This window comes from Massilia sp. CFBP 13721 (assembly GCF_014842025.1).
In the GTDB taxonomy this organism is placed as follows: domain Bacteria; phylum Pseudomonadota; class Gammaproteobacteria; order Burkholderiales; family Burkholderiaceae_D; genus Telluria.
In genome coordinates this window covers 116977-142203 of sequence record NZ_JACYUY010000013.1, presented here as the reverse complement: position 1 = coordinate 142203, position 25227 = coordinate 116977, and the positions used below count along the sequence as shown (strand labels likewise).

Genomic DNA, 25227 nt, shown 5'->3' with positions numbered 1-25227 from the left:
GCATCATGAAGCTGATCATCCTCGACCGCGACGGCGTCATCAACCACGACTCGCCGGATTTCATCAAAAGTCCGGCCGAGTGGGTGCCGATCCCCGGCTCGCTGGAAGCGATCGCACGCCTGAACCAGGCCGGTTACCGCGTCATCATCGCCTCCAACCAGTCGGGCATCGCGCGCGAACTGTTCGACATGCCGACCCTGAACGCGATCCACCAGAAGATGCACAATGCGGCGCAGCAGGTCGGCGCCGACATCGACGCGGTGTTCTTTTGCCCGCATGCGGCCGCCGACAACTGCGATTGCCGCAAGCCCAAGGCGGGTATGTTCGAGGAGATCAGCCAGCGCTTCAAGGTCAGCCTGAAAGGCGTGCCGACGGTCGGCGACTCGCTGCGCGACCTGCAGGCCGGCTTTGTCAAAGGCTGCGTGCCCTACCTGGTCCTGACCGGCAAGGGCGAGAAAACCAACCAGACTGGCGGCCTGCCGCCCGGCACCCAGGTCTTTCCCGACCTGGCCGCCATGGTCACGGCGCTGCTCAAGGCGGCGCCGCGTCCCAACTAAGTTTCAACCAACACCGAAGAGAATCCCTTGCGTACCGTCGTCCCTTTCCTGCGTTCCCTGTTGTTTACCATCGTGATGGTGATTGCCACCGTGGTCTGGGCCTGCGTCTGTTTTCTCGCCGCGCCGCTCCCCTACAACAAGCGCTTCTGGGTGACCTCGCGCTGGAACGTCTTCATCATCTGGTGCGCGAAGGTCATTTGCGGCATCCGCTACCAGTTCAAGGGTTACGAGAACCTGCCGGACGCGCCGGCCATCGTGCTGTCGAAACACCAGTCGGCCTGGGAGACGATCTTCCTGCTGCCGAACCTGATTCGCCCGCTGGTCTTCGTCTTCAAGAAGGAGATCCTGTACATCCCCTTCTTCGGCTGGGCGATGGCGCTGCTGCGCATGATCCCGATCGACCGCAGCGAAGGCAAGAACGCCTTCGCCCACGTGGTCCGCCACGGCAAGCGGCGCCTGGCCGATGGCCAGTGGATCATCATGTTCCCGGAGGGGACGCGCATCCCTGTTGGAAAAAAGGGAAAGTACAAGAGCGGCGGTGCCCGGCTGGCTGTAGAAACCCAAGCCGTGGTCGTGCCGATCGCGCATAATTCAGGTGAGTGCTGGCCGAAGAATTCGTTCATCAAACGGCCCGGCCTCGTGACGGTCTCGATCGGCAAACCGATCTCGCCGGAAAACCATACTCCCGACAGCCTGATGCAAGAGGTCGAAAATTGGATAGAATCAGAAATGCGCGCCATTTCGCCCCACGTCTACACCGATGGCTGAACGAAGTTGGCGCCCTGATCAAAGCACCTCCAGCGCATGACATGACTTCCCCCAAGATCGCCGGGCCCCAACTCGATTTGTTCGCACAAGCGGCCAGCATGCCGGAACCCTTCCAGCGCGTGCTGGCGCCGCCGGCGCCGGCCACAAAGCCGGTGCCGCCGCAGCCGCTGTTCAAGGCCCCGCCCAGCCCGCCCCGCATTACCTTGCCCTCCCCGCCACGCACCGCCGACGACCCGCCGCTACGGCGCATCGTGCTCGGTCACTACGCCGTGGACTATGAACTGAAACGTTCGGCGCGGCGCTCGATCGGCTTCATGATCGACGACGACGGCCTGCACGTGACGGCGCCGCGGCGCGCCATCCTGCCCGAGATCGACAACGCGATCCGCGCCAAGCAGCGCTGGATCCTGACCAAGCTGCACGAACGCGGCGAGCGCCGCGCGAAACGCGCCGAACGCGCGCCGCTGGTGTGGGAAGACGGCGCGCGCCTGCCCTATCTCGGTGGCGAGATCACGCTGCGCCTGCAGCCGGCGCGGCGCAGCCATTGCGTGTTCGATGCCGAGACGCGTGAATTGCAGGTCGGCGTCACGCCGGGGCTGTCGGAGTGGCAGCTCAAGGAGCGCATCAAGATCTGGTTCCAGGCCGAAGCGAAACGCCTGTTTACCGAACGCCTCGATTTCTATGCGCCACAGCTGGACGTGCGCTACAGCGCGCTGACCTTATCGTCGGCCGGCACGCGCTGGGGTTCGTGCACCATCGGCGGCAGCATTCGCCTGAACTGGCGCCTGGTGCATTACGCGCTGCCGCTGCTCGATTACGTCGTCGTGCACGAACTGGCGCACCTGCGCGAGATGAACCACAGTCCGCGCTTCTGGGCGGTCGTTGGTTCTGTATATGCGGATTATGATGGGGCGCGGCTGGAGTTGCGGCGCAGGTCGCATGAGATGCCGGTGTTGTTCACCGATTGATTCGTTCTGTGCGATTAAACGATGGTTGGTTGAACGCGTGGGCGGGAGACCCGCCCACCTTACGGATCATAGATACACTGTAACGAAGGGACGTAAGGTGGGCGGCTTTGCCGCCCACGCGTTCAACGCACACGTGCACGCCGCACACTAATTCAAATAATGATCCCGCCGCGCCTCCACCAGCCCACGCATCGCCCCACGCTGCGCCTCGTTCAGGCAGCGATACGGAATCGGCAGCGTCCCGCGTTTCAGCACCATCATGAAGCCGCGCGAATAGGTGCGCACGGCCATCACGTCGGCCCAGTTAATCAGGGTCACGCCGCCGCTGGTGCGCACGATGCCGTGTTCGTCGATGGTGAATTCGTAAGTGCGGCGGCCGCGCCCGAGCAGTACGAAATTCAGGGCCGCGCTGGCGGTGCTCTTGATGCGCAGGTAGAGGCTGGCCGGCCAGCGGATGCGGCGGCGGCGGATCAGGAAGCCGCCGTGCTGCCACATGAAAGCGGTGTATTCGCGCAGCGAATAGCGCACGAAGAAATGCAGCTCACCCAGCTTGGTGACGACCGTCGGCAAGGCAGGCGCGCCCGTGGAACCATAGAAACCGTCATCGGCGCCGTCGGCTGCGCCCTGCGCCATCATGGCCATCGGCTTGCCGCTGCCGTGTGGCCCCGGGTAATTTAACGACGACATGCGCGCCCCCTTTTCTACCGAACTCAAAGAGCAATGGTATCAAAACCTACTCGAATTCCCGTTGCAGGAGTTCAACAGTGCGCAGGGTCGCGCCACGGTGCATGCTTGCAAATCCGGCCGCATTGGTGCCCATTTGCGTGCGCGCATACGGGTCGCATAAGAGGCGAACGGCCTGTTGCAGCAGCCTGTCCGCATCGGGCACACGCAGCGCTGCGCCGGCCGCGACCGCTTGTTCAGTCGCGTCCAGGAAGTTGAAGGTGTGCTCGCCAACGAGTACCGGCTTGCCGAGCGCGCAGGCCTCGATCAGGTTCTGCCCGCCCAGCGGCAGCAGGCTGCCGCCGATATAGGCGCAGTCGCAGGCGGCGTAGTAGGCGAACATTTCACCCATCGAGTCGCCCAGCAGGACGTCGGCGTCGAGCGGCGCGCCCGTCATCGCCGAACGCCGCTGGACGGAGAGGCCACGCCCCCGCACCAGTTGTTCGACCTCGTCGAAGCGCTGCGGGTGGCGCGGCACGATCGCCAGCAGCATGCCGGCCGGACGACCTTTCAAACGGGCATAGGCGTCGAGGATCAGCTCCTCTTCGCCTTCGCGCGTGCTGGCGCACAGCAGTACCGGGCGGCTTGCAAAATGCGTGCGCAGCCAGGCGCCGAGGTCGAGTGCGGCCTGTGGCGGCACTACGTCGAACTTGATGCTGCCGGTGACGGCGACGCGCGGCGCGCCGAGCGAGCGGATGCGCGCGGCATCGGCCTCGGTCTGCGCGGCGACCGTCGTGATGGCGCGCGCCGCTTCTCCCATCAAGCCGCCGAACTTCTGGCCACGACGCAGCGAGCGCTCGGACAGGCGCGCGTTCACCAGCGCCACCGGCACCTGTTGCGCGGCGCAGCCGGCGATCAAGTTCGGCCAGACTTCGGTCTCCATCAGGATGCAGATGCGCGGCGCGAAGTGGCGCAGGAAGCGGCGCACCATGAAGCCGGTGTCGTAGGGCAGATAAGACTGGATCACGCGTTCGCCGTGGCGCGCGAACAGGGCGCGGCCGGTGGCGCGCCCGGTTGGCGTCATGTGGGTCAGGAGCACGCGGCTGTCGGGCCAGCCCGCGAGCAAGGCTTCCACCAGCGGCTCGGCGGCGCGCGTCTCGCCCACCGAAACCGCGTGCACCATGAAGGTCGGGCGCGGCGCCAGGGGCGTGCCGTAGAAGCCCAGGCGTTCGCCCAGGTGCGCGCGATAACCCGGCTCCTTGCGCCCGCGCCACCACAGGCGCGCCAGCACCAGCGGCAGCGCCAGCCACCACAGGAAGGAATACAGGGACCGGTTCAACGCGTCTCCAGGAGGCCGCGCGCGGCGGCGATCACGGCTTCGGCGGACGGCGGTGCGCCCTTGTCGCCCAGGTTGACGATACGTAGCGACCAGTTGCCCTCGGTCTTCCACTTGGGCGAGTCGGCATAGATCTCCACCGTCGGCCGGTAAAAGGCGGCGGCGATGTGGGTCAGGCCGGTGTCGACGCCGATCGCCAGCGCCGCCTGCTGCGCCACGACCACAGCGTCCATCATCGACAACTTGGGCAGCACGCGCGCGTTCGGCAGTTGCGCAGCCAGCGCCTCGGCTTCGCGATTCTCGCCCTCGGAACCCCAGGGCAGCAGCACCGGCATCGGCGACAGCGCCTGGCCGGTGGCGATCCAGTTGGCGGGCGCCCACTTCTTGGCGTCGCGCGCGGTGCCGTGGAAGAAGACGGCGTAATCCTCGCGCGGCAGCCAGTCGGGGCGACCGGCAGCCGTGGGCGGCGGCAGGCCAAAGTCCGGCGGCGTGTCGACCGCGTAGCCGAGCGCGGCGCCGGCAACCAGGCGTCCGCGCGCCACCGCGTGCGTGCGCGGGTCGAGCGGAATGCTCTGGGTATGGAACAGGCGCGAGATGCCCTCGTAACCCGAGCCTTCGCTGCCGTTGGCCAGCCCCACCTTGCGCCCACCGCGGGTAACGCGCGCGGCGCCCATGACGACGCCGGTTTTCAATAGTCCCTGGGTGTCGAACACGACATCGTATTCTTCCGCGCGCAGGGTGGCGAAGAAGGCCTTGATCTCGGCGCGCACGGACGGGTTGCGTAAACCCTTGCGCCAGCGCCGCAGGGCGAATGGGATGATGCGCCGCACGTGGGGGTTCAGGCGTACCAGGCTGACATAGCCCTCTTCGACCACCCAGTCGATCGTCGCTTGCGGATGGTGGCGCAGGATGTCGGCCACCATCGGCAGGTTATGCAGGACGTCGCCCAAGGACGACACCCGCACCAATAAAATCTTCACGCCAGGCCCGCTTCAGAACGGCAGTGTGGCGTCCGGCTTGGCGGCCAGGATCACGCTGCGGAACTCGTCCTGGATGCGCGCCAGCGCTTCCGGGCTCTCGCCTTCGAAACGCAGCACCACGACCGGGGTCGTGTTCGACGAGCGGGCCAGGCCGAAACCGTCCGCGTATTCGACACGCAGGCCGTCGATGTCGTTGATCTTTTCCGAGGTCGGGAAGGTCGCGTCGGTACGCAGCTTGTCGATCAGGGCGACGTTCTCGCCTTCCTGCAGCTGCAGGTGCAGTTCCGGCGTGCTGATCGCCATCGGCAGCGCATTCAAGAGCGCCGACGGGTCGTCCGTTTTCGTCAGCAGCTCGAGCATGCGCGCGCCCGAATACAGGCCGTCGTCGAAGCCGTACCAGCGGTCCTTGAAGAAAATGTGGCCGCTCATTTCGCCGCCCAGCGGGGCACCGGTTTCGCGCAGCTTGGCCTTCACCAGCGAGTGGCCGGTCTTGTACATCAGCGGACGGCCGCCGTGCTGTTCGATGTACGGCGCCAGGTGGCGCGTGCACTTGACGTCGTACAGGATCTCGGCGCCTGGGTTGCGCGACAACACGTCCGCCGCGAACAGCATCATCTGGCGGTCCGGATAGATGATGTGGCCATCCTTGGTGACGATCCCGAGGCGGTCGCCGTCGCCATCGAAGGCGAGGCCGATCTCGGCGTCGCTGGTCTGCAGCGCGCGGATCAGGTCCTGCAGGTTTTCCGGGTGCGCCGGGTCCGGGTGGTGGTTCGGAAAGTGGCCGTCGACTTCGCAGAACAGCTCCATGACTTCGCAGCCCATGCCGCGGTACAGGTCGCCCGCGAAGGCGCCGGCCACCCCGTTGCCGCAGTCGACCGCGATCTTGATCGGGCGCGCCACCTTGACGTCGCCGATGATGCGCTCGAGGTAGGCCGCGCGGATATCGTGGGTGCTGTAGCCACCTTGCGTTGCCGCCCTGCTGCCGTCGTGCGCTTCGATGCTCTCGTACAGGGCGGTGATCGCGTCGCCGTAGATCGCTTCGCCGGCCAGCACCATCTTGAAGCCGTTGTAGTCCGGCGGGTTGTGGCTGCCGGTGACCATGATGCCCGAGCGCGTGCCTTCCAATACATTGGTGGCGAAATAGACCATCGGCGTGGCGACCATGCCGAGGTCGATGACGTCGACGCCGGCGGCTTGCAAGCCTTCGGCTAGTGCCGCTGCCAGCGACGGACCCGACAGGCGGCCATCACGGCCGATCACGACCTTGCGCTCTCCCTTGGCCAGGGCAGCCTGGCCAAAGGCCTGGCCAATGCTGCGTGCCACGCCGGCATCGAGCGTGCTGTCGATAACGCCACGAATGTCATACGCTTTGAAGATCGTTTTTGAGAGAGCAACCATGTTCTACCTTGAATGAGTCGGGCGCCGTCGAGCACGACCGGTCCGCAAGAACGGAGGGCGCCAACGCCAAATGATGAGAGGATGACAAAACAGAGGGTATTGTAGCGGCAAGCGCGGCCATCGGGTAATCCTGATGGCCGGCTGAAGTGCGTTACCGGCGAGCGCCGGCAAGCGAAGGTAAAACTTAAACGCGCAGTTTATCCAACGATTTACCGCCTTCGACCCATTCCTTCACCCACTTTGGCTGACGACCGCGGCCGGTCCATTGTTGCGACGAATTGTCCGGGTGGCGGTAACGCACTGCGACCGAACCGGTTTTAGTGCCGCGTGCCGGCGTATTGATCAGGTCTTTCAGCGGTACGCCAACCTTTTGAGCGATAGCCAGGATCTGCTCGCGTGCCTGCTGCACCTCCTGATGCTCACGCTGTTTCATTTCCTGCTTGATTTGCTCTTGCAGGTTGCGCAAATCGCCAACCGACATATTTGACAGATCCATCATCGTTCCTCGAAAGTTGGGTTAATCCAATTCAGGTGAAAACTCACCAAATGTCGCAATATACTACATTGGCAATTAATTGCCAGCCCTACTTGCGCCAAATCAGCCATCTAGGGGACCTGAATCGAACAATACGCGCATACAGCCATAGATAACTGATCACGAACAATAAAGAGAATACTATCAAGACGATGGTATTTTGCCAGAACAATGTAGCAGGGATGACTGCCATGAGTGAAAACAACCACAGATAAGGGGAAGTGCGCGCATTTCGCTGGAGCAGCGCACGTGCTTCCTTTTTACCGACGGTCCATCTGACAATACGCCTGAAAATAAGGCTATGCAAGTGAATACCGTCGGGTACCGCAGGCGATTTTCCGCGTACAAACATACGGCGATAAGCAGAAAAAATCGTTTCGAATGCGGGATAAATGAGCAGCAAAGCCGCGTACCAGGTCGACACTTCCGGGTTGCGCATTACCAGCATCAGGGCCAGCTCGCCGAGCATGAAACCGATGAAATAAGCGCCGCCATCGCCGAGGAAAATCAGGCCCACCGGATAATTCCAGACCAGGAAGCCCGCCGTCGCACCGGCCACCATCAAAGCCGTAATCAGGATGAACATGTCGTCCACCTGCAAGGCTACATAGGCCAGCGACACCAGCATGCAGATCGTGACCATGCTTGCCAGGCCATTGAAGCCGTCGATGATATTCACGGCGTTCGCAATCCCGGCCACCGCCAGCACCGTCAGGGGCAGTGCGATCGCACCCGAGGCCAGGATGACCAGGCCGAATGGCAGGTCGATGCGCTGGATTTTCGCATCGAGCAGAAAATAGGCCAGCGTCGCGCCCGCCATCGTCAACAACAGCCGGCGCGACGGCCGCACCGCCCCCGTATAGTCCTCGAGCACGCCGCCGATAAAGGCGACGAAGGCGCACAGCAGCAGCCAAGGCAGCAGTTGCAATGGTATTGGCTCGCGCCACATCGAGATCGCGGCAGCCAGCACCACCGACAGATAGATCGGCAATCCGCCGATTCTGGCTACCAGGTGCGTATGCGCACGCTGTACGCTCGTGAAATCGCTGTCGAGGGCCGGTCCATGCAATTTCGCCTGCTTGATGACGAGCAGGGTCAGCAGGGCCGAGCAGACGAAGCTGACAAAAAATGAAAACATGGAGGTTCCGCGGTTTCATGGCTCGGCGGGCGGCTGCCCAGGCGCAATGCTGCAGCATTCTTTTGTCAGGCGCGCTCGATACATTTAGCCGTGTATATACATACAACAATACATACAACACGCGCCCGCAACACGGACACGCCAGTTTACCTTACCTACAATGCTGGAAATTGCGCCAGATCGCGTGGTGATTCGGCTATCGCAATCCGTGTACTTGGTACGACTATTCATACACCTGTCATCGGCGCAGCCCGCAAGCCGCCTCAATCCGGGGCGCGCCTTTTAGTGATGCTCCAGCAGCAATAGAAACAGATATCGCCTATCCGGCTTCGCAGCGATCGGATCGGGCTTTGCCGTTATGGCGGCATCGATATGGTCCTCTTACAGTTAAGGCCGGCTAATGGCGCTGCCGGTGCGCCATCATGAAATACAGCCCCGTCGACACATAAGGGTTTTCGGAGCATGCCTTTCTTCGATGGACCAGGCCAGGCCTGGCTGCGATGCGGCGCCTTCAATGGCATACCATTTCCATTGCCCGGCCCGCGCCTGGCAATAGCCGCATGCCGGGCTTATGCAGTCCGTTGGCGCCAAAACCGGGCCACGCATATTCGTCCGCAGCGGCAAACGGCCGATAATCGATCGCCGGTTTATCGCCACGCCGCCACCGGCGCAGCTTGCGCAGGCAAGCTGTTGCCCGCCGCGCGCGGTCCAGGCGCCTGCCCATCGGGCAACGTACCCCGGCAAAATCATTTAGTATGCCCTCCAAAGCAAACACTCCGTCCACAGCGCGCCCCGGTGGCATTCATTTGCCATTTGTCGCCCATTGGACGGTAACTGGAACACAACCATGAAAACCTATGTCATAGGCGACCTGCAGGGTTGCGCCCACGAGGCCGAGGCCCTGCTCGAGAAGATTGCCCAGGACGCCGGCGCCGACACGCACGCGCGCATTCTTTTCGTCGGCGACCTGATCAACCGTGGGCCGGAATCGCTGCTGGCGCTGCGGCGCATGAAGGCGCTGGCCGAACGCAGCGCCGGCCGTGTGGAAGCCCTGCTCGGCAACCACGACCTGCACCTGCTGGCGGTGGCCGCCGGCGCGCAGGCGGCCGGCAAGTCCGATACCCTCGACGAGATCCTGGCCGCACCCGACCGCGACGCGCTGATGGCCTGGCTGCGCGGGCGGCCACTGGCGATGTTCGTCGACGCCCATCTACTGGTCCATGCCGGCGTGGCGCCGCAATGGGATGCGGCGCAAACGATGGCGCTGGCGGGCGAAGTCGAGGACGTGCTGCGCGGCGAGGGCTGGATCGATTTTTTGGCCAACATGTACGGCAACCACCCCGACCGCTGGGACGACAATCTCACTGGCATGGACCGCCTGCGCTGCATCGTCAACGCCCTCACGCGCATGCGCCTGTGCCTGCCCGACGGGACGATGGATTTCGCACACAAGGAAAGCGAGAGCGGCCCGATCGGCTCCGGCCTGCTGCCCTGGTTCGACCTGCCGGGACGGCGCACGATGGACGTGACGGTGGTCTTCGGCCACTGGTCGGCGCTGGGCCTGATCCTGCGTCCGAACCTGGTGGGCCTGGACAGCGGCTGCGTCTGGGGTGGCAAACTCACCGCCGTGTGCCTGGACGACCGCGGCTTGCTGCAGATCGACTGTCCGGAATACCGGCCACACGCCGGCAAGGTCTAGGAGGCTACCTTGTCCGCTTGTGCGTCCGTAGCGGGCTGTACCAGCGCCGCCTGGATCGCGTCGTGGGCGGCTTGCGCCAGCTCCCTGCGGTGGGCGCCGGCGCCTTCCAACGGCGCCAGGCAGGCCAAGCGCGCCCGTACCGGTGTGCCCTTCAGGATGGTGACGAGGCTGTCGACAAAACTCACGTCGCCCGTGTAATCGACGCCGCGATGCCAGTGGCCGGCCGCGTCGAGGTAAGCCAGCGCGCAAGGCTGGACGGCCACGCGCGCATCGACCGCGGCCTCGAACAGGTTGGCGTGAAACGGCAGTACGCTGCCCTGCCCGGCCACGGTCCCTTCCGGGAACAGGCCAACCCGCTCGCCGCGTTGCAGCACCTCGACGATCCCTTTGAAAATGTGGCGCAGTTCGCGCCGGTTGCCGCGCGCGATGAACACGGTGCCGGCCCCGGCCGCCAGCCAGCCCAGCACCGGCCAGGAGCGGATCTCGGCTTTCGCCACGAAACGGCAGGGAGCCAGCGAATTGATGACGAAGATGTCGAGCCAGGAGATGTGGTTCGCCACCAGCAGCGCATGTTCGAGCGCCGGCGCGCCGGACGCCGCTTCCACGCTGACGTTGCAAATGGCCAGCAGCTGGCGCGACCAACGCCGCGTGGCCGCATCGCGCAGGCGCCGGCCGGCCCAGGGAAAGACGAACGCGCAGGTCGCCAGGCCCGCAAGCAGGTGAACGGTCACGCGCGCGAAGCGCCAGGCGAGGCGAAGTCGAATCATAGTGAGGAAGCGGGGCCGACGCCCCGCGCACCGTTTAGCGCCAATGAGCGCACATTAGCGCCGGTAGGCGATGCGCCCGTCGACGACGGTCGCCTTCACCTGCCCCGGCAGCTCGAAGCCGAGGAAGGGTGTGTGCTTGCCCTGGCTGGCCAGCGCCGCGCCTTCCACCTTCCAGCGCGTCGCCGGATCGAACAGCACGATGTCCGCCTGCGCGCCGACGCCGAGCTGGCCGGCCGGCAGGCCGGCGATGCGCGCCGCGTCCAGCGTGATCTTCGCCAGCGCCTGCGGCAAGGCATCCGCGCCATGCTGTTCTTCGGCCCATTTCAGCATCAGGGACAGCAGCAATTCCAGGCCGGTGGCGCCAGGCGAAGCTTCGGCGAAGGGCAGCAGCTTTTCGTCGTCGTCGACCGGGGTGTGGTCCGAGCAGACCGCGTCAACCGTGCCGTCGAGCAGGCCGGCGGTGATCGCATCGCGGTCGCGGCCACTCCTGAGCGGCGGGGTCAGGCGCGCATTCGAATCGAAGAAGCCGATGTCGGCGTCGGTCATGTGCAGGTGGTGCACGCCGACGTCGCAGGAGACCGGCAAGCCTTCCTTTTTCGCCGCGCGCACCAGCGCCAGGCCGGCGGCGGACGAGATGCGGCACAGGTGGACGCGCGCGCCGGTCGAGCGCACCAGCTCGAAGATCGTGTTCAGGGCAATGGTTTCGGCCATCACCGGCACGCCGGACAGGCCCAGGCGCGAGGCCAGCGGCCCGCTGTGGGCGACGCCGCCGCGGCCGATGTGCGGATCCTGCGGGCGCAGCCAGACGGTGTAACCGAAGGTTTTCGCGTACTGCAGCGCGCGCAGCAGGACGTTGGTGTCGAGGATCGGCACTTCGGCCTGGGCAAAGCCGATGCAGCCGGCCTCGGTCAGTTCGGCCATCTCGGTCAGCGCCTCGCCTTTCAGGCCCATGGTCAGCGCGCCCAGTGGGTGCACATGGGCCAGATCGAGGTTGCGCGCGCGGTGCTTGAGCATTTCGACCAGGCCGGGTTCGTCCAGCACCGGGTCGGTGTCGGGCGGGCAGATCAGGGTCGTCACGCCACCCTGCACCGCGGCGCGCATTTCCGACTCCAGCGTCGCCTTGTATTCGTAGCCCGGCTCGCGCAGGCGCGCCGACAGGTCGACCAGGCCGGGGGCGACCACGAGGCCGGTCGCGTCGATGGTGTCGTCGGCGCTGAAACCGCTTGGGGCGGCGCCGAGCGCAGCGATCTTGCCGTCGACGACGAACAGGTCGGTGACGCGGTCGATGCCGTTTGCCGGGTCGACCAGGCGCCCGTTCTTGATATGGAGTTGCATGCGTGCGAAGTTCAAACCCGGCCTCCCGCCAAAATACTCATCACTGCCATGCGCACCGCGATGCCGAAGGTCACCTGCGGCAGGATCACGGCCTGCTTGCCATCGGCCACCGCCGAATCGATCTCGACGCCGCGGTTCATCGGCCCCGGGTGCATCACGATCGCATCGGGCTTGGCCAACGCCAGGCGCTCGGGCGTCAGGCCATAGCTCTTGAAGTATTCCTGGGCCGAAGGCAGCAGCGCGCCCGACATGCGTTCGTTCTGCAGGCGCAGCATGATGATGACGTCGACATCCTTGAGGCCTTCGTCCATGTTGTTGAACACGCGCACACCCATGTGTTCCAGGCCGCTCGGCAGCAGCGTCTGCGGGCCGATGGCGCGCACTTCCGGCACGCCCAGCGTGGTCAAGGCGTGGATGTCCGAGCGCGCCACCCGGCTGTGCAGGATGTCGCCGACGATGGCCACGCGCAGGTTGGTGAAATCCTGCTTGTAGTGGCGGATCGTGTACATGTCGAGCAGGCCCTGGGTCGGGTGCGCGTGGCGCCCGTCGCCGGCATTCACGACGTGGATCTCCTTGCGGCCGCTGTCGTTCAGGTGCTTGGCGATCAGGTAGGGCGCACCCGACTGCGCGTGGCGCACCACGAACATGTCGGCATGCATGGCTGCCAGGTTATCGATGGTGTCGAGCAGCGATTCGCCCTTGGTCGTCGACGACGCCTGGATGTTGAGGTTGATGACGTCGGCCGACAGGCGCTTGGAGGCGATCTCGAAGGTGGTGCGGGTGCGCGTGCTGTTCTCGAAGAACAGGTTGAACACGCTTTTACCGCGCATCAGCGGCACCTTTTTCACTTCGCGGTCGGAGATGCCGACGAAACTCTGCGCGGTGTCGAGGATGTGGTTGATGATCGCCTTGGGCAGGCCTTCGATGGTGAGCAGGTGCTGCAGCTCGCCGTTCCTGGTCAGTTGCGGATTATTGTGCAGAATCGGCATTGTCTTCTTCGATCGTGAGCGAGAGTTGACCGGCCGCGTCGCGCGCCAGCGACAGCAGCTGGTTGTTGGCCAGCGTGGTGGTCACGCCGACGAAGTCGGGCGCCACCGGCAATTCGCGGCCGCCGCGGTCGGCCAGCGCCGCCAGCTTGATGCAGGCCGGACGGCCATAGTCGAACAGCACGTTGATCGCGGCGCGCGTGGTGCGGCCGGTATACAGCACGTCGTCGACCAGCAGGATGGTGGCGCCGTCGACGTTGAAGCCGATATGGGTCGGCTTCACGTCCGGATGCAGGCCCTTCCTGGCATAGTCGTCGCGGTAGAACGAGACGTCGATGAAGCCGAGGCGCGCTTTGAGGTCGAGGTCGGCCGCGAGTCGCTCGGCCAGCCAGGCGCCGCCCGAATGGATGCCGACGATGGCGGCGTTGTCGCGAAATTCGGGCACGCTGGCAAGGCCGGCACGCACCTGTTCGAGCAGCGCGCGGTACAGCGCTTCGGCATCGAAGTCTTGATTAGTTGTTGGCATGGTCGTCAAAGTACTGTTGCAAAATAATGGCGGCGGCCTTGGCGTCGATGATCTCGCCGCGCTTGGCGGGGATCACGACCGACGAGTAGCGCTCGTCGACCAGCGCGACCGGGAGATTGAAACGTCCGTGCAGCTGGTTGGCGAAGCGGCGCGCGCGCAGGGTCATGTCGTGCTCGGCGCCGTCGGGATGGCGCGGCTCGCCGACGACGAGGCGCGCCGGGCGCCATTCGTCGATCAGCTTGCCGATGGTGTCGAAACGGGTGGCGTTGTCGATGGCCTTGATGACGGTAAGGGGCTGGGCCTGCCCGGTGAGCGTATTGCCCATCGCGATGCCGATACGCTTGATGCCGAAGTCGAACCCGAGAACGATATCAACCATCGATATCGGCCACGTTACGCATGGCCGGCCTCGGTGGCGAGCATCATCGGGTCGATGCCCAGCAGTTTGATGGCGGCGTTGTAGCGCTCCTCGATCGGCAGGTCGAACAGCACGTGGGCATCGGCGCCGACCGTGAGCCAGCCATTGCGCGAGAGTTCTTCCTCGAGCTGGCCGGGGCTCCAGCCGGCATAGCCGATCGACACCAGCATGCGCTTGGGACCGGCGCCGCTGGCCACCGCCTCGAGCACGTCGATCGAGGTGGTGAACGCGACCTCGCTGGTCACGTTCAGCGACGACGAATAGCGTCCGCTCGGGCTGTGCAGCACGAAGCCGCGGTCGTCCTGGACCGGGCCGCCGAACATGATCGGCTCGTCGACCACATGCGAACGTAAACCCTCGGCCACTTTCAGGTCGATGCGGTCGAACAGCACTTCCATCGTCATGTCGGTGGGTTTGTTGATGACGACGCCAAGCACGCCTTTTTCGTTGTGCTCGCAGACGTACACCACAGCACCGCCGAAGATCGGGTCTTCCATGGAAGGCATGGCGATGAGGAAATGATTGGCCAAGTTCAACCCAGATGGTGCCGGACCGATATTGCCGAGGGTTTCGCTCCCCTGCGGCAGGCCGGCCATGGGCGCAGTTGTGCCGATTTTGCTTTTCTTCATACGCTGACTCTCAGTTTTGGCTCGCTCTCTGGGAGAACCTCGATCGACCGGCCGCGCGTTGGATCGTCCACCCGCCGCGGTTTCCCGAAGCCCCGTGTTTGACTACTAGTATCCAGACAACAACATTAGGCTTTTCGATAGTTTACACTGAAACGCGCGACCGGCCATCGGAAGCGTCGTTGCGCGCGTGGTAACAGGCGAGATACGGCAGTCCCGCAAACGACTCGCTTACCTGGCGCAACGGTTCGATCCTAGCCCGTAAAATAGCCCGCCCTGTTGACTGAAAACACGATGATTCCGATAAGCAAGTCCCTCGTCTGGTTACGCCGCGACCTGCGCGCTTTCGACCATGCAGCGCTGCATCATGCGCTGGCGGACGCGGTGCAACAGGGTGGCGCCGTCTATTGTGTCTTCGTGTTCGATAGCGACATCCTGGCCGGCCTGCCGCGGGATGACCGCCGGGTGCGTTTCATCCACGCCAGCCTGGGTGAACTGGATGCGGAGTTGCGCAAGCTCGGCGGCGGCCTGCTCGTGCGCCACGGCGCGGCGCGCGCATGCATCCCGCGCCTGGCGGCCGAACTCGGCGCCGGCGCCGTCTACGTCAACGACGACTACGAGCCGGACGCGATCGCGCGCGACGCGGCGGTGGCCGAGGCGCTCGGGCGCGACGGGCGCACCCTGCTCCGCTTCAAGGACCAGGTCATCTTCGAAAAAAGCGAGGTGCTGACGCTGGCCGGTGGCATTTACGGTGTCTTTACCCCTTATAAGAATGCCTGGCTCAAGCGCCTGAACGCGCAGCCGCAGGCGGCCGCGCCGTGGATGATCGAACCGTATGCGGCCGGCTTCGCAGCGGTTCCAGAATCGCCATTGCCCAGTCTCGCCGACCTCGGTTTCGACGACGGCCCCCTGCCCGCCCCGCCGGGCATGGATGGCGCGACCCGGCTGTTCGAAGACTTCCTGCCGCGCCTGGCCGACTACGGCACGGCACGCGATTTTCCGATGCAGGATGCGACCTCGCGCCTGTCGATCCACCTGCGCTTCGGCACGACCTCGGTGCGCCACCTGGTGCGCACCTTGCGCCAGATGATGGCCAACGGCGCCGGCGGCGCGGGTGCGCCGGTATGGCTGTCGGAACTGGTCTGGCGCGATTTCTACGCGATGATCCTGTTCCACCATCCGCACATCGCGCAGCAGGCGTTCAAGCCGGCTTTTGACGCTGTCGCCTGGGAAGCGGGCGAGCATGCCGCGGCGCTGTTCGCGGCCTGGTGCGCAGGCCGTACCGGCTATCCGCTGGTGGACGCGGCCATGACGCAACTGAACAGCACCGGTTTCATGCACAACCGCCTGCGCATGGTAACGGCCAGCTTTTTAGTAAAAGATCTCGGGATGGACTGGCGCTGGGGCGAACGTTATTTCGCGCGCCAGCTGAACGATTACGACCTGGCCTCGAACGTCGGCGGCTGGCAGTGGGCGGCGTCGACCGGGTGCGATGCGCAGCCATGGTTCCGGATTTTCAATCCGACCACGCAGTCGCAGAAGTTCGACCGGCAGGGGGCATTCATCCGGCAGTACTTGCCGCAATTGGCCAGGCTCGATGCGCGCGACATTCATGCGCCATGGCTGGTGCCGGCGGATGAACTGGCAGCGTGCGGGGTTGTGTTGGGGCGGGATTATCCGGCGCCGATTGTCGATCATGCGGAGGCAAGGCAGCGGACGCTGGAACGGTTTGCAGTGGTGAAGGCAGCACAGCCGGACAGCGATTAGCAGGACGTAAGGTGGGCGGGTCTCCCGCCCACGCGGTGATAGGTGAAGTTTGAGTAGGCGCACCTGCAGATCTTGCGTTGGTTGAACGCGTGGGCGGGAGACCCGCCCACCTTACGGGTGTGGATCACCTGTTTCGACATTCACGGTTCCGGCATCTCACCATTCAACAAGCCCGCAATCGCCCCCAACAACACCGGCTCCTGGAACGGCTTGCCGAAATAAGCATTCACGCCCAGCCCGAGTGCGACGTTGCGATGCTTATCGGCCGTGCGCGAGGTGATCATGATGATCGGCAGCGTGGTGGTGGCGGCGTCGCCGCGCACGTGGCGCACCAGGTCGAAGCCGTCCATGCGCGGCATTTCGATATCGACCAGCATCAAGTCCGGCCGCACTTGCGGCAGCTGCGCCAGCGCGTCGACGCCATCCTTGGCCAGCGCCACGCGATACCCCTCGCGCTCGAGCAGGCGCTGGGTCACGCGGCGCACGGTGAGCGAATCGTCGACCACCATTACCGTCGGGCGCTGCACAGGGACCGGCTGGCTGGCCGGCGCCGGCGCGACCGCGGCCGCGCCGGCGTTGCGGCCCAGCGCCAGCGGATTGAGGATCAGGACGATGTCTCCGCTACCGAGCACGGTGGCGCCGGCAATGCCCGGCACCCGCGCCAGCTGCGGTCCGAGGTTCTTGATGACGACCTCGCGGTTGCCGAGCACCTCGTCGACCTGCAGCGCGATGCGCTCGCCGGCGCTGTGCAGCACCAGCAGCGGACGCGAACGCAGGCCCGGCTCGAAGCGGTCACCCTCGCCCAGCAGCGCCGGCAGGTAGTGAAACGCCAGCACCTGCCCGCCCGCCTCGATCGTGCCGGCGTCAAAAGCGGCGGCCAGCTCCGGCTCGCGCACCTGCACCACCTGCTCGACCAGGGTCGAGGGCAGCGCATAGGTTTTGCCGGCACTCGATACCAGCACCACCTGCGTTACCGCCAGCGTCAGCGGCAGGCGGATCGTGAAGCGCGTGCCCTGGCCAGCGTTGGTGTCGATCGTCACCCTGCCCCCCAGCGCTTGCGCCTCCGAGCGCACCACGTCCATGCCGACGCCGCGTCCGGCCAGTTCGGTCAGCGTATCGGCGGTCGAAAAGCCGGGCGCGAAAATCAGTTCCGCCGCCTCGTTGTCTGGCAGCGCCGCATCCTGCGCGACCAGGCCTGATGTTTTTGCCTTGGCGCGGATGCGTTCCAGGTCGAGACCGGCGCCATCGTCGCCGAACTGCAGCACGACCTCGTTGCCCTGCTGGCTGACCTGCACCAGCAGTTCGCCGGTTTCGGGCTTGCCCGCGGTCGCACGTTCGTCACGCGCTTCGATGCCGTGGACGATGGCGTTGCGCAGCAGGTGTTCGAAGGGGGCGGCCATCTGTTCCAGCACGCTGCGGTCGATCTCGACGGCGCCGCCGCGGATATCGAGGTTAACGCGCTTGTCGGTTTCCTTGGCGGTCTGGCGCGCGACCCGAAACAGGCGCTCGGACAGGCTGGCGAAGGGCACCATGCGCACCCGCATCAGGTCGCGCTGCAGGTCGCGCGTCATGCGCGACTGGGCAGCCAGTTCTTCGCCGGCGCCGTCGACCGTGCGCGAAAGCGACTCGTGGAAGGAAGCGACGTCGTTCACGCTCTCGGCCATCATGCGCGTGAGTTCCTGCAGGCGCGTAAAGCGGTCGAATTCGAGCGGATCGAATTCGCGTTCGCCGGCGATCGACATGCGCGAGGCGATCTGCGATTCGGCCTGCATTTCGACTTCGCGCAACTGGCGCCGCAGGCGCCCCAGGTTGTCCGAGAAATCGCTTAAAGCGCCTTTCAGCACGCCCATCTGGTTTTCCAGTTTCGAGCGCGTGATCGAGACTTCGCCGGCCTGGGTCACCAGGCGGTCGAGGATGTCGGCGCGCACGCGCACCAGCGGCGTGCGCACTTCCGCCGCGGGCTCGAGCGCCAACGGCGCCTCGTCCGCGGGCACCTCGGGTTCGGGGGCCTGGGCCGGCTGCACCAGCTGTTCGAACAGCGCCAGCGCGGTGTCGTAGTTGGCCATCAGCTCGTCGAACGCTGCAGGCAGCGTCGTCCCCGCATGCACCATGTTCTCGACTTGCGTTTCCAGCTCATGGGTGTGCTGGCCGATGCGCATCGCGCCGGCCATGCGCGCGCTGCCTTTCACGGTGTGCAGCGTGCGTAATAAACCTTGCGCCGGCGCCGGGTCGTGCGGATTGTGCTGCCACTGGCGCAGGCCGTTGCCGATCTGGGGCAGCAGGTCGGCCGCCTCTTCCAGGAACACCGGCAGCAGGTCGGGATCGAGCTCGTCGTGCAGCACGGGTTCGGCCGCCGGCGCGCCGCTGTCGGCCGGCAGGGCGAGGCTGCGCGCGATCGCTTCCGGCTGCGGCGTAGATTCCACTGCCAGTTCCGGTTGCGCTTCCGGCGCGTGTTCGTCCTGTGCCTGCTCGTCTTGCGCCACAGCGAACGCGACGTCGTCGGAGACAACATCGAATGGCGGCTCCTCGGCGCCCTCTTCCAGCGGTGCCGGCATGTGCGCTTGCGGACTGTCGAACAGGGCGTCGAAATCGAGGCCGAACAGGTCGTCGTCGACCGCTGCATTCGTCGCCGGCGTCGCCTCGACCGGCTGCCCGGCTTTCTCGATAACGGGCGGGTCGGCCAACAGGCTCTCGTAGGCTTGCGCGAACAATGCGTCGAGCTGGCGTGTCAAGTCGGCGCCGGCGTCGCCGTATGCGGCGGCGGCCTGCTGCTGCGCCAGGGCCTGGCACAGGGCGTCCAGCTGCGCCAGCATCTCGGGCTGGGCCTCGGCCAGTTCGTCGCGGCCGAAGGCTTGCAGCATCTGGCGCACGCGCGCCAGCGCGGCATCCAACACGTCGTGCTGGGCCGGACTCAGCACCGGCGCCGGGTTGGGCAAAGGTACAGCCAGCATCTCGAGTGCCGTCTCCAGCGCCTGCGCCAGGTCGCGCAGGGCCAGGAAGCCGACCGCGCCCGAGCTGCCGGCCAGCGTGTGCGCCGCCGTCAGGGCCTCGCTACTGGCCGGGCGGCCCGCTTCGTGGCGCCACTCGCCGAAATCGCGCTCGAGCAGGCGCAGCAGTTCGTCGGTCTCGGCGACATAGATGTTGTACAGGGCCAGCGGAATCTCGAGCGCGCCGACGCGGTGCATGTTCTCGTCGGCCGCCGGCCCCGGGCGCGTGGCGGTGGGCAGGGCAAACACGTTGCTGGCCGCTTCGTGCTGTTCAAACGCCTCGGGTTCAACCATGGACTCAGCAGGCACCTCGGCAAACGCGGCGCCCGCCGCCACCCGTTCGGCCGCCGCGACCAGCTCCGCACCGGTGCGTTCCGAAGCGCCGTGCGCCGCCAGTTCCGCCACCCAGGGCGTCAAGGCGGCATGCGCGTGGTCGACCAGGTCGAGCAAATCCGCCGTGGCGGCGCGGCCATCGGCCAGCCAGACGTTCATCACGCGTTCGAGCGCCGCCCCCGCGGCCGCGAATGCGTCCAGGCTGACCATGCGCGCACTGCCCTTGAGCGTGTGGAAGGCGCGCCGCACGATGGTCAGCGCGTCCTGCGCCTGCGGCGTGTGACGCAGCGCCGGCACGGTGGCGGCGATGGTGTCCAGCACTTCGCCGGCTTCTGCGACGAAGATCTCGAGCAGCTCGGCATCGATGCCGGCAGGCTCGCTTTCGGCCGATTTAGATTCAGCAACTTCGGGGACCACGACGGCTTCCTGCGCAGCGCTCATCTGCTCGAAGCTCAGTTCGCGCAGCAGGCCCGCTTCATCGTCGAAGATGAAACGGCTCTGCGCGCTGTCGCTGTTTTGCGCCAGCATGTCGGTGAAGAAGCCGAGCGCGCCGATGTTGCGGGCGATGTTGTGCAGGGCGCCGGCCTGGGCCTCGAGGTCGCCGTCGCCGTCCGCCAGATCTGCCACCGCGTCGCGCACATGATGCGCGGTGCGCGACGCCGCTTCCTGGTCGAGGATACTGAGCGCGCCCTGGATCTGGTGCAGCACCGGATCTGCCGCGACCAGCGCGCCGCGCTTGTGCTGCGGGTCGTCGTAATATTCGTCGAGCAGCTTTTCGACCTGGCGCAGGCCGGATTTTATTTCGCCCGCCAGCACCGCCACCGTCTGGCCCTGCCCGATGCGCCGGGCCAGCGCGTTTTGCCAGTCCGGCGCCGCGGGCAGTGTCTCGCCGGCGGCGAGCGCCAGCAGGCGCTGCCCCATCAGTTCGGCCTGCCGGATGAAATCGTCCGGCAGCCGGCGTACCTGTTCCAGGCCGTGTTCGACGAACAGCAGCGCAGCCGCCATCTCGAGACCGAGCTGCTCGCCGCGGCCGGCGGCCAGCGACTCCAGGGCCGCCCACTCCAGCTGATGCAGCAGTTGGGCCAGCGCCGGCGCGCCGAGCTGTTCGCCGGTGCCGGCCAGCGTGGCCAGCGCCGCCTTGAAGTCGGCTTCGCCCTGCGCGTCGGCATGGGAGGCCAGCTGGTCCCAGCCCGCTTGTGCGCGCGCCAGCGCTTCCTTCGCCTGTTTCAGTGCGCCCGGATCGACCTTGCCGTAGCGGCGTTCGGCATAGTCCGGCGGCACGGCGCCATCGAGTCCAAAGGCGCGGCGCAGCTGTGCGGCGTCGCCATCGGCTTCGCGCGCACACGCGATGAAGAACAGCGCATCGCGCAGCATCGATTCGGGCAAGCCGGCCTGTCCCTGCGCCAGGCGGCGTAACTGCAGGTTGATCTGGCCAAACAGCTGTTTGACGTACAGGTCGCCGGCCAGCATGCCGTCGGCGACCAGGGTGGCGACCGCATGCAGCGCGCGCCAGGCGGTGCGCGCCTGCGCATCCGGACCATTGACCGCCAGCGGCGCGATCGCCGCGGCCAGCGCGCCGGCATGCTGGCGCTGGGCGGCGGCATCCGGACTTTTCAGGTAAGGCAGCAAGGACTTTTCGAACTGGGCGCGGCAGGCCGCATAGTCGGGGGCGGCGTCGACCGCGTCCGCCAGGTCGATCGTGCGCGCGCTGTCGACGTTCAGCAGGTCGGACGGGTGAATGCGCTCCGCGCCCAGCAGCTCCTGCAGCGCGCGATAGTAGGCGAACAGGCGCAGTGGCTGCGGCGCGCTGCCGGCCACCAGTTCATCGAGGTATTCGCCGATCGCGCCAAAGGCCGCGCGCACGACCTGGGCATTCTCCGGCGTGCAGTCGAGCGTGCGCTCCTTGAACCGGTCGAGTGCGCGCTCGGCGGCGGCGGTGAGCAAGCCGACACCCTCGACGTCGACCATCTGCAGCGCGCCGTGCGCCTGGTGCAGGTGCGTCTTCGCATGCAGCAGCAGGGTCGGTTGGGCTTCGTTCGAGCGCGTCGCGGCATCCAGCAGGGCGCTGCCGGAGCGCTCGAGCGCGCCGCGGATCTCGCCGATCACCCACGACAGGGGTCCGGTGTCAAAGGCGGGTGCAGGCGAAGGTACATTCATGGTTAATCTCGGCTCAAGCGGCGACGCGGAAGCGCGACACCGAGTTTTTCAGTTCCTGCGCCAGTACGGCCAGCTGGCGGATCGATTGCGCGGTCTGTTCGGTGCCGGCTTGCGTATGCTCGGTCACCGCCAGGATGTGCTGCATATTGTGCGCCACGCCGTTGGCCGACGTCGCCTGCAAGCTTGTTGCGAACGAGATCCCCTGGATCAGTTCCGCGAGGCGGTTCGAGACGCGCGAGATGTCCGCCAGCGCGGCGCCGGCCGCATCCGACAGGCGCGCGCCCTCGACCACGCCCTGGGTCGATTTTTCCATCGCCGCCGCCGCGTCGTGCGTATCGGTCTGAATCGTGCGCACCAGCGCGCCGATCTGCTTGGCCGCGTCGCCCGAGCGTTCGGCCAGGCGCTGCACCTCTTCGGCCACGACCGAGAAGCCGCGCCCCGCTTCGCCGGCCGACGCCGCCTGGATCGCCGCGTTCAGCGCCAGCACGTTGGTCTGCTCGGTAATGTCGGAAATCAGTTCGGTGATTTCGCCGATCTCCTGCGACGATTCGCCCAGGCGCTTGATGCGTTTGGAGGTTTCCTGGATCTGTTCGCGGATCTCGTGCATGCCGAGGATCGCGTTCTGCACGGCGGCCGAACCCTGCTCGGCCGCGAGCACCGACTGGCGCGCCACGTCGGCCGATTCGTTGGCCGATTTCGAGACGTCGGTGATGTCGCCCGCCATGCGCAGCACGGTCGAGGAAGCGTCCTCGATTTCGCGCGACTGCTGCGCGCTGGCGCCAAGCAGGCCGGTCGAGATGTCCTGCGCCGCGTTCGAGGCCAGCGTCACCTGTTCGGCGGTGGTGGTCACGCGCTGCACCAGGGCGCGCAATTCCTCGACCGTGTAGTTGACCGAATCGGCAATCGCGCCGGTGATGTCTTCCGAGACGGTGGCGTGGACGGTCAGGTCGCCGTCGGCGACTTCCTGCAGCTCGTTCATCAGGCGCAAAATCGCGGCCTGGTTCTGGTTGTTGGTGGCGCGGGCTTCTTCTTCCTGGGTCTGCGCCAGTTGGCGCAGCGCCTCGGCTTCGCGGCGGCGCGCGTCGGCGCCACGGGTGCGGTTGCGCGAGTCCTGCAGCATGACGCGGCTGATCGAGCCGGCCGTGGCCAAGGTAAAAATCGACGCCACCACCATCAGCCAGAACCAGCCGTTCTGCGAGGATTGCTGCGCGCGATAGTCGCCCTGCAGCGCGGCGACTTCCTTCTTGACCTCTTCGTTGTCGCGGTGGATGGTGCGCGCGGCGGCGCGTGCCTGCGAATAGGCGGCCGGATTGTCGAGGAAGGGGCTGAAGTCCTTGCGGAAGGCGTCGAAGCGGGTCTGCACCTGCACCAGCTTGTCGCGCAAATCCGGATTGCGCTGGGCCGCGGCGCCGCCCAGCAGCGTGTCGAGCGCCTGGTCGAACGCGGCGCTGTCGGCGCCGATGCGCAGCGCGGCGTCGTCGCCCGGCACGCCGATGGCGAAGAAGCCGTTGGCGCCGCGCGCCAGGCGCTGGGTCAGCATCATCATGCGGCCGATCGCCGCCAGTTCGCGCGCACTGGCGCCGCGCTCGACGTTTTGCGCCATCAGGTCTTCGGTCAGGACCAGCATCTCCGAGGCCAGGCCATCGAGCTGGCGCACGCTCCTATCGAAAGCGACCAGCGCCGGCTTCATCTTGATGATGTTGAGCGCGCCCTGCTCGGAAGCGCTCCAGGTGGCGCGCACGCGCTGCAGCTGGGCGGCTTCGCGGCCGCCGGCGCCGGGGATGCTGACGCCGCCCAATTCTCCGCCCTTGGCCAGCAGGCGCATGCTGCGCTCGACTTCGGCGCGGCTTTCGTCGAGCTGGGCGAACGAATCGGCGCGGCCGGCGAGCGCATTCGGCGCCGCCTTGCCGGCACGCTGGGTGTGCATCAGGATATCGCCGGCGACCTGGATCTGCGCCGCCACCTTGGCGTTGCCGTCGGCGTTCTGCCACATCCCGAGAATGGTCAGCAGGATGCCGCCGGCAAAGGCGACCAGGAGCAGGCGCAGCTGGCGCGGCAGCGACAGATGGCCGATCAGCGGCAGGCTGAGATTATCCTCGTCGTCGCCCTCGTCGGCCGCGGCCGGCGCGCGGCGGCGCATCACGTTCCCGAGGCGCAGCATGGCTTCCTCGGCCGAACCACCCGCCGGCGGCGCAGGGGCTGCAGTGGCGGCGTGACCCGCTGCGTCGGCCAGCACGTCGGCGCCGAAGCGCGTGTCCGGCGAGGCGAGCACGGTGTCGCTGCCGCCCTTCCCCTTCGGGAAGAAATTCAAACTCATCTTTGACGCGATGCCCATTGCGGCTCCTGCTGCGGTTTTATTGATTGAAGGGGATCAGAGCGATCCGTGTGCGACGTGCAGGAAGCGCTCTTCCCGCACCAGCGCCGCCAGCGACAGCGGCGTCCAGGCGTGGCCGTCGGCGTCGCGCAGCAGCGCTCCGTCGGCCTGCATCGCGCCCGGGCGGCGCAAGCCATAGACACGCGTGACCAGCAGCGCGCAATTGAAACCCAGGCGCGGCGCCAGCGAGACCAGGCGCGCCTCCGGCCCGGCGGCACCGGCGCCGCTGTCGAGATAGCGCGCCAGGTCGATCACGCCGAGCAGGCTGCCGCGCACGTTGGCCAGGCCCAGGTACCAGGTTTGCGTGAGCGGCACGCCGGCCAGTGCCGCGCAGGGCACGATTTCTCCAGCTTCGGTCAGTTCGAGCAGGTAGCGCCGCTCGCCGATCGCTACGCCCAGTTGATGGTGGGCCTGGACGGCGCCGCTCTGCGCGGCCTGCATGCGCTCGATCAGCTGCGCCTGGTAGTCGCGCAGGCGGGTGCGCCGCTGTGATTGCGGTGGCGGCGCAGCGCTGTCGACGCCGGCGTGCATCAGGCGCCCAGCGCGGCGATGCGCGCCAGCAGCTGGCTGGGGTCGACCGGCTTCACGAAATAGTCCTTGGCGCCCTGGCGCATGCCCCAGATGCGGTCGGTTTCCTGGTTCTTGCTGCTGCAAATGATGACCGGCACGGCGGCCAGCTCGGGATCGCGCGCGATCGAGCGCGTCACCTGGAAGCCGTTCGCGCCGGGCATGACGACGTCCATCAGGATCAGCTCGGGCCGGTCGGCGCGCATTTTCAGCAGCGCGTCTTCGCCGTTGTCGGCGGTGGAAACGGAGAAGCCGTTCTTGACCAGGATGTCGGTCAGGTAGTAACGCTCGGTCGGCGAGTCGTCGACGATCAGGATTTTATGAATGGCCACGTGGGCTCCG

General features: G+C 66.2%; 20 protein-coding genes and 1 pseudogene. 5 read left to right on the top strand and 16 right to left on the bottom strand.

The window, feature by feature from the left end:
- The first annotated feature begins 5 nt into the window (after nucleotides 1-5).
- The 3 genes from gmhB (at nucleotide 6) to IFT60_RS14485 (ending at nucleotide 2293) form a co-directional block, all read left to right on the top strand.
- Nucleotides 6-557 (top strand): D-glycero-beta-D-manno-heptose 1,7-bisphosphate 7-phosphatase, encoded by a 552-nt coding sequence (gmhB, locus tag IFT60_RS14495; RefSeq protein ID WP_192052681.1) that lies wholly within the window; start codon nucleotides 6-8, stop codon nucleotides 555-557.
- A gap of 75 nt (nucleotides 558-632) precedes the next feature.
- Entirely contained in the window at nucleotides 633-1325 is a 693-nt protein-coding gene (locus IFT60_RS14490) for a lysophospholipid acyltransferase family protein (protein ID WP_192052715.1), read from the top strand.
- A gap of 41 nt (nucleotides 1326-1366) precedes the next feature.
- Entirely contained in the window at nucleotides 1367-2293 is a 927-nt protein-coding gene (locus IFT60_RS14485; RefSeq protein WP_192052680.1) for a YgjP family zinc-dependent metalloprotease, read from the top strand.
- Nucleotides 2294-2440: 147 nt separating this feature from the next.
- Here IFT60_RS14485 and IFT60_RS14480 read toward each other — a convergent pair whose 3' ends face one another.
- From IFT60_RS14480 to IFT60_RS14455, 6 genes are all read right to left on the bottom strand, one after another.
- Complete coding sequence (locus tag IFT60_RS14480; RefSeq protein WP_192052679.1) at nucleotides 2441-2980, bottom strand: YcxB family protein; 540 nt, start codon at nucleotides 2978-2980, stop codon at nucleotides 2441-2443.
- A 46-nt stretch (nucleotides 2981-3026) separates the two neighbouring features.
- Complete coding sequence (gene waaA, locus IFT60_RS14475; RefSeq protein WP_229510876.1) at nucleotides 3027-4295, bottom strand: lipid IV(A) 3-deoxy-D-manno-octulosonic acid transferase; 1269 nt, start codon at nucleotides 4293-4295, stop codon at nucleotides 3027-3029.
- A complete protein-coding gene (waaC, locus tag IFT60_RS14470; protein WP_192052678.1) occupies nucleotides 4292-5272 on the bottom strand; it encodes a lipopolysaccharide heptosyltransferase I in 981 nt (326 codons plus the stop codon). Before waaC ends, waaA begins: the two co-directional genes overlap by 4 nt.
- 12 nt (nucleotides 5273-5284) lie before the next feature.
- Nucleotides 5285-6670 (bottom strand): phosphomannomutase/phosphoglucomutase, encoded by a 1386-nt coding sequence (locus tag IFT60_RS14465; protein WP_192052677.1) that lies wholly within the window; start codon nucleotides 6668-6670, stop codon nucleotides 5285-5287.
- Between the two features lie 184 nt (nucleotides 6671-6854).
- Entirely contained in the window at nucleotides 6855-7166 is a 312-nt protein-coding gene (locus IFT60_RS14460; protein ID WP_056343802.1) for an H-NS histone family protein, read from the bottom strand.
- An 88-nt stretch (nucleotides 7167-7254) separates the two neighbouring features.
- Complete coding sequence (locus IFT60_RS14455) at nucleotides 7255-8343, bottom strand: glycosyltransferase family 4 protein (RefSeq protein WP_192052676.1); 1089 nt, start codon at nucleotides 8341-8343, stop codon at nucleotides 7255-7257.
- Nucleotides 8344-9190: 847 nt separating this feature from the next.
- Between IFT60_RS14455 and IFT60_RS14450 the strand changes: the two genes are divergently transcribed.
- Complete coding sequence (locus IFT60_RS14450; protein ID WP_192052675.1) at nucleotides 9191-10042, top strand: symmetrical bis(5'-nucleosyl)-tetraphosphatase; 852 nt, start codon at nucleotides 9191-9193, stop codon at nucleotides 10040-10042.
- On the opposite strand, the gene IFT60_RS14445 is transcribed toward IFT60_RS14450, so the two are convergent.
- The 6 genes and pseudogenes from IFT60_RS14445 to IFT60_RS14420 form a co-directional block, all read right to left on the bottom strand.
- A complete protein-coding gene (locus IFT60_RS14445) occupies nucleotides 10039-10806 on the bottom strand; it encodes a lysophospholipid acyltransferase family protein (RefSeq protein WP_374001027.1) in 768 nt (255 codons plus the stop codon). The genes IFT60_RS14450 and IFT60_RS14445 overlap by 4 nt on opposite strands.
- 57 nt (nucleotides 10807-10863) lie before the next feature.
- On the bottom strand, nucleotides 10864-12144 hold the full coding sequence (locus tag IFT60_RS14440) for a dihydroorotase (RefSeq protein WP_192052673.1): 1281 nt from the start codon (nucleotides 12142-12144) through the stop codon (nucleotides 10864-10866).
- Nucleotides 12145-12155: 11 nt separating this feature from the next.
- Nucleotides 12156-13124, bottom strand: a pseudogene (locus tag IFT60_RS14435) (aspartate carbamoyltransferase catalytic subunit); the annotation flags it as partial.
- Nucleotides 13114-13656: a bifunctional pyr operon transcriptional regulator/uracil phosphoribosyltransferase PyrR gene (gene pyrR, locus IFT60_RS14430; RefSeq protein ID WP_192052671.1), complete on the bottom strand. Its 543-nt coding sequence runs from the start codon at nucleotides 13654-13656 to the stop codon at nucleotides 13114-13116. The gene pyrR and the pseudogene IFT60_RS14435, both read right to left, overlap by 11 nt.
- Entirely contained in the window at nucleotides 13643-14035 is a 393-nt protein-coding gene (gene ruvX, locus IFT60_RS14425) for a Holliday junction resolvase RuvX (protein WP_192052670.1), read from the bottom strand. Before ruvX ends, pyrR begins: the two co-directional genes overlap by 14 nt.
- 14 nt (nucleotides 14036-14049) lie before the next feature.
- On the bottom strand, nucleotides 14050-14703 hold the full coding sequence (locus IFT60_RS14420; protein ID WP_192052669.1) for a YqgE/AlgH family protein: 654 nt from the start codon (nucleotides 14701-14703) through the stop codon (nucleotides 14050-14052).
- A gap of 291 nt (nucleotides 14704-14994) precedes the next feature.
- On the opposite strand from IFT60_RS14420, the gene IFT60_RS14415 reads away from it, so the two are divergent.
- A complete protein-coding gene (locus tag IFT60_RS14415; RefSeq protein WP_192052668.1) occupies nucleotides 14995-16467 on the top strand; it encodes a cryptochrome/photolyase family protein in 1473 nt (490 codons plus the stop codon).
- A 140-nt stretch (nucleotides 16468-16607) separates the two neighbouring features.
- On the opposite strand, the gene IFT60_RS14410 is transcribed toward IFT60_RS14415, so the two are convergent.
- The 4 genes from IFT60_RS14410 to IFT60_RS14395 are packed head-to-tail and all read right to left on the bottom strand — an operon-like array spanning nucleotide 16608 to nucleotide 25217.
- The gene (locus tag IFT60_RS14410) at nucleotides 16608-21944 is read right to left on the bottom strand and encodes a hybrid sensor histidine kinase/response regulator (RefSeq protein ID WP_192052667.1); all 5337 of its coding nucleotides are present in this window, start codon (nucleotides 21942-21944) and stop codon (nucleotides 16608-16610) included.
- Nucleotides 21945-21957: 13 nt separating this feature from the next.
- The gene (locus IFT60_RS14405) at nucleotides 21958-24279 is read right to left on the bottom strand and encodes a methyl-accepting chemotaxis protein (protein ID WP_192052666.1); all 2322 of its coding nucleotides are present in this window, start codon (nucleotides 24277-24279) and stop codon (nucleotides 21958-21960) included.
- A 36-nt stretch (nucleotides 24280-24315) separates the two neighbouring features.
- Nucleotides 24316-24849, bottom strand: a complete 534-nt coding sequence (locus tag IFT60_RS14400) for a chemotaxis protein CheW (RefSeq protein WP_192052665.1) — start codon at nucleotides 24847-24849, stop codon at nucleotides 24316-24318.
- Nucleotides 24849-25217 (bottom strand): response regulator transcription factor, encoded by a 369-nt coding sequence (locus IFT60_RS14395; RefSeq protein ID WP_374001019.1) that lies wholly within the window; start codon nucleotides 25215-25217, stop codon nucleotides 24849-24851. Before IFT60_RS14395 ends, IFT60_RS14400 begins: the two co-directional genes overlap by 1 nt.
- Nucleotides 25218-25227: the final 10 nt, after the last annotated feature.

Bases quoted from the DNA above. Each gene is read 5' to 3' on its own strand.
- IFT60_RS14420 (WP_192052669.1), bottom strand. From the start codon at position 14,703: ATGAAGAAAAGCAAAATCGGCACAACTGCGCCCATGGCCGGCCTGCCG.
- IFT60_RS14465 (WP_192052677.1), bottom strand. From the start codon at position 6,670: ATGGTTGCTCTCTCAAAAACGATCTTCAAAGCGTATGACATTCGTGGC.
- pyrR (WP_192052671.1), bottom strand. From the start codon at position 13,656: ATGCCAACAACTAATCAAGACTTCGATGCCGAAGCGCTGTACCGCGCG.
- IFT60_RS14455 (WP_192052676.1), bottom strand. From the start codon at position 8,343: ATGTTTTCATTTTTTGTCAGCTTCGTCTGCTCGGCCCTGCTGACCCTG.
- IFT60_RS14400 (WP_192052665.1), bottom strand. From the start codon at position 24,849: ATGCACGCCGGCGTCGACAGCGCTGCGCCGCCACCGCAATCACAGCGG.
- gmhB (WP_192052681.1), top strand. From the start codon at position 6: ATGAAGCTGATCATCCTCGACCGCGACGGCGTCATCAACCACGACTCG.
- IFT60_RS14410 (WP_192052667.1), bottom strand. From the start codon at position 21,944: ATGAATGTACCTTCGCCTGCACCCGCCTTTGACACCGGACCCCTGTCG.
- IFT60_RS14440 (WP_192052673.1), bottom strand. From the start codon at position 12,144: ATGCAACTCCATATCAAGAACGGGCGCCTGGTCGACCCGGCAAACGGC.
- ruvX (WP_192052670.1), bottom strand. From the start codon at position 14,035: ATGGTTGATATCGTTCTCGGGTTCGACTTCGGCATCAAGCGTATCGGC.
- IFT60_RS14485 (WP_192052680.1), top strand. From the start codon at position 1,367: ATGACTTCCCCCAAGATCGCCGGGCCCCAACTCGATTTGTTCGCACAA.
- IFT60_RS14480 (WP_192052679.1), bottom strand. From the start codon at position 2,980: ATGTCGTCGTTAAATTACCCGGGGCCACACGGCAGCGGCAAGCCGATG.
- IFT60_RS14490 (WP_192052715.1), top strand. From the start codon at position 633: ATGGTGATTGCCACCGTGGTCTGGGCCTGCGTCTGTTTTCTCGCCGCG.
- IFT60_RS14405 (WP_192052666.1), bottom strand. From the start codon at position 24,279: ATGGGCATCGCGTCAAAGATGAGTTTGAATTTCTTCCCGAAGGGGAAG.
- IFT60_RS14415 (WP_192052668.1), top strand. From the start codon at position 14,995: ATGATTCCGATAAGCAAGTCCCTCGTCTGGTTACGCCGCGACCTGCGC.
- IFT60_RS14450 (WP_192052675.1), top strand. From the start codon at position 9,191: ATGAAAACCTATGTCATAGGCGACCTGCAGGGTTGCGCCCACGAGGCC.
- IFT60_RS14460 (WP_056343802.1), bottom strand. From the start codon at position 7,166: ATGGATCTGTCAAATATGTCGGTTGGCGATTTGCGCAACCTGCAAGAG.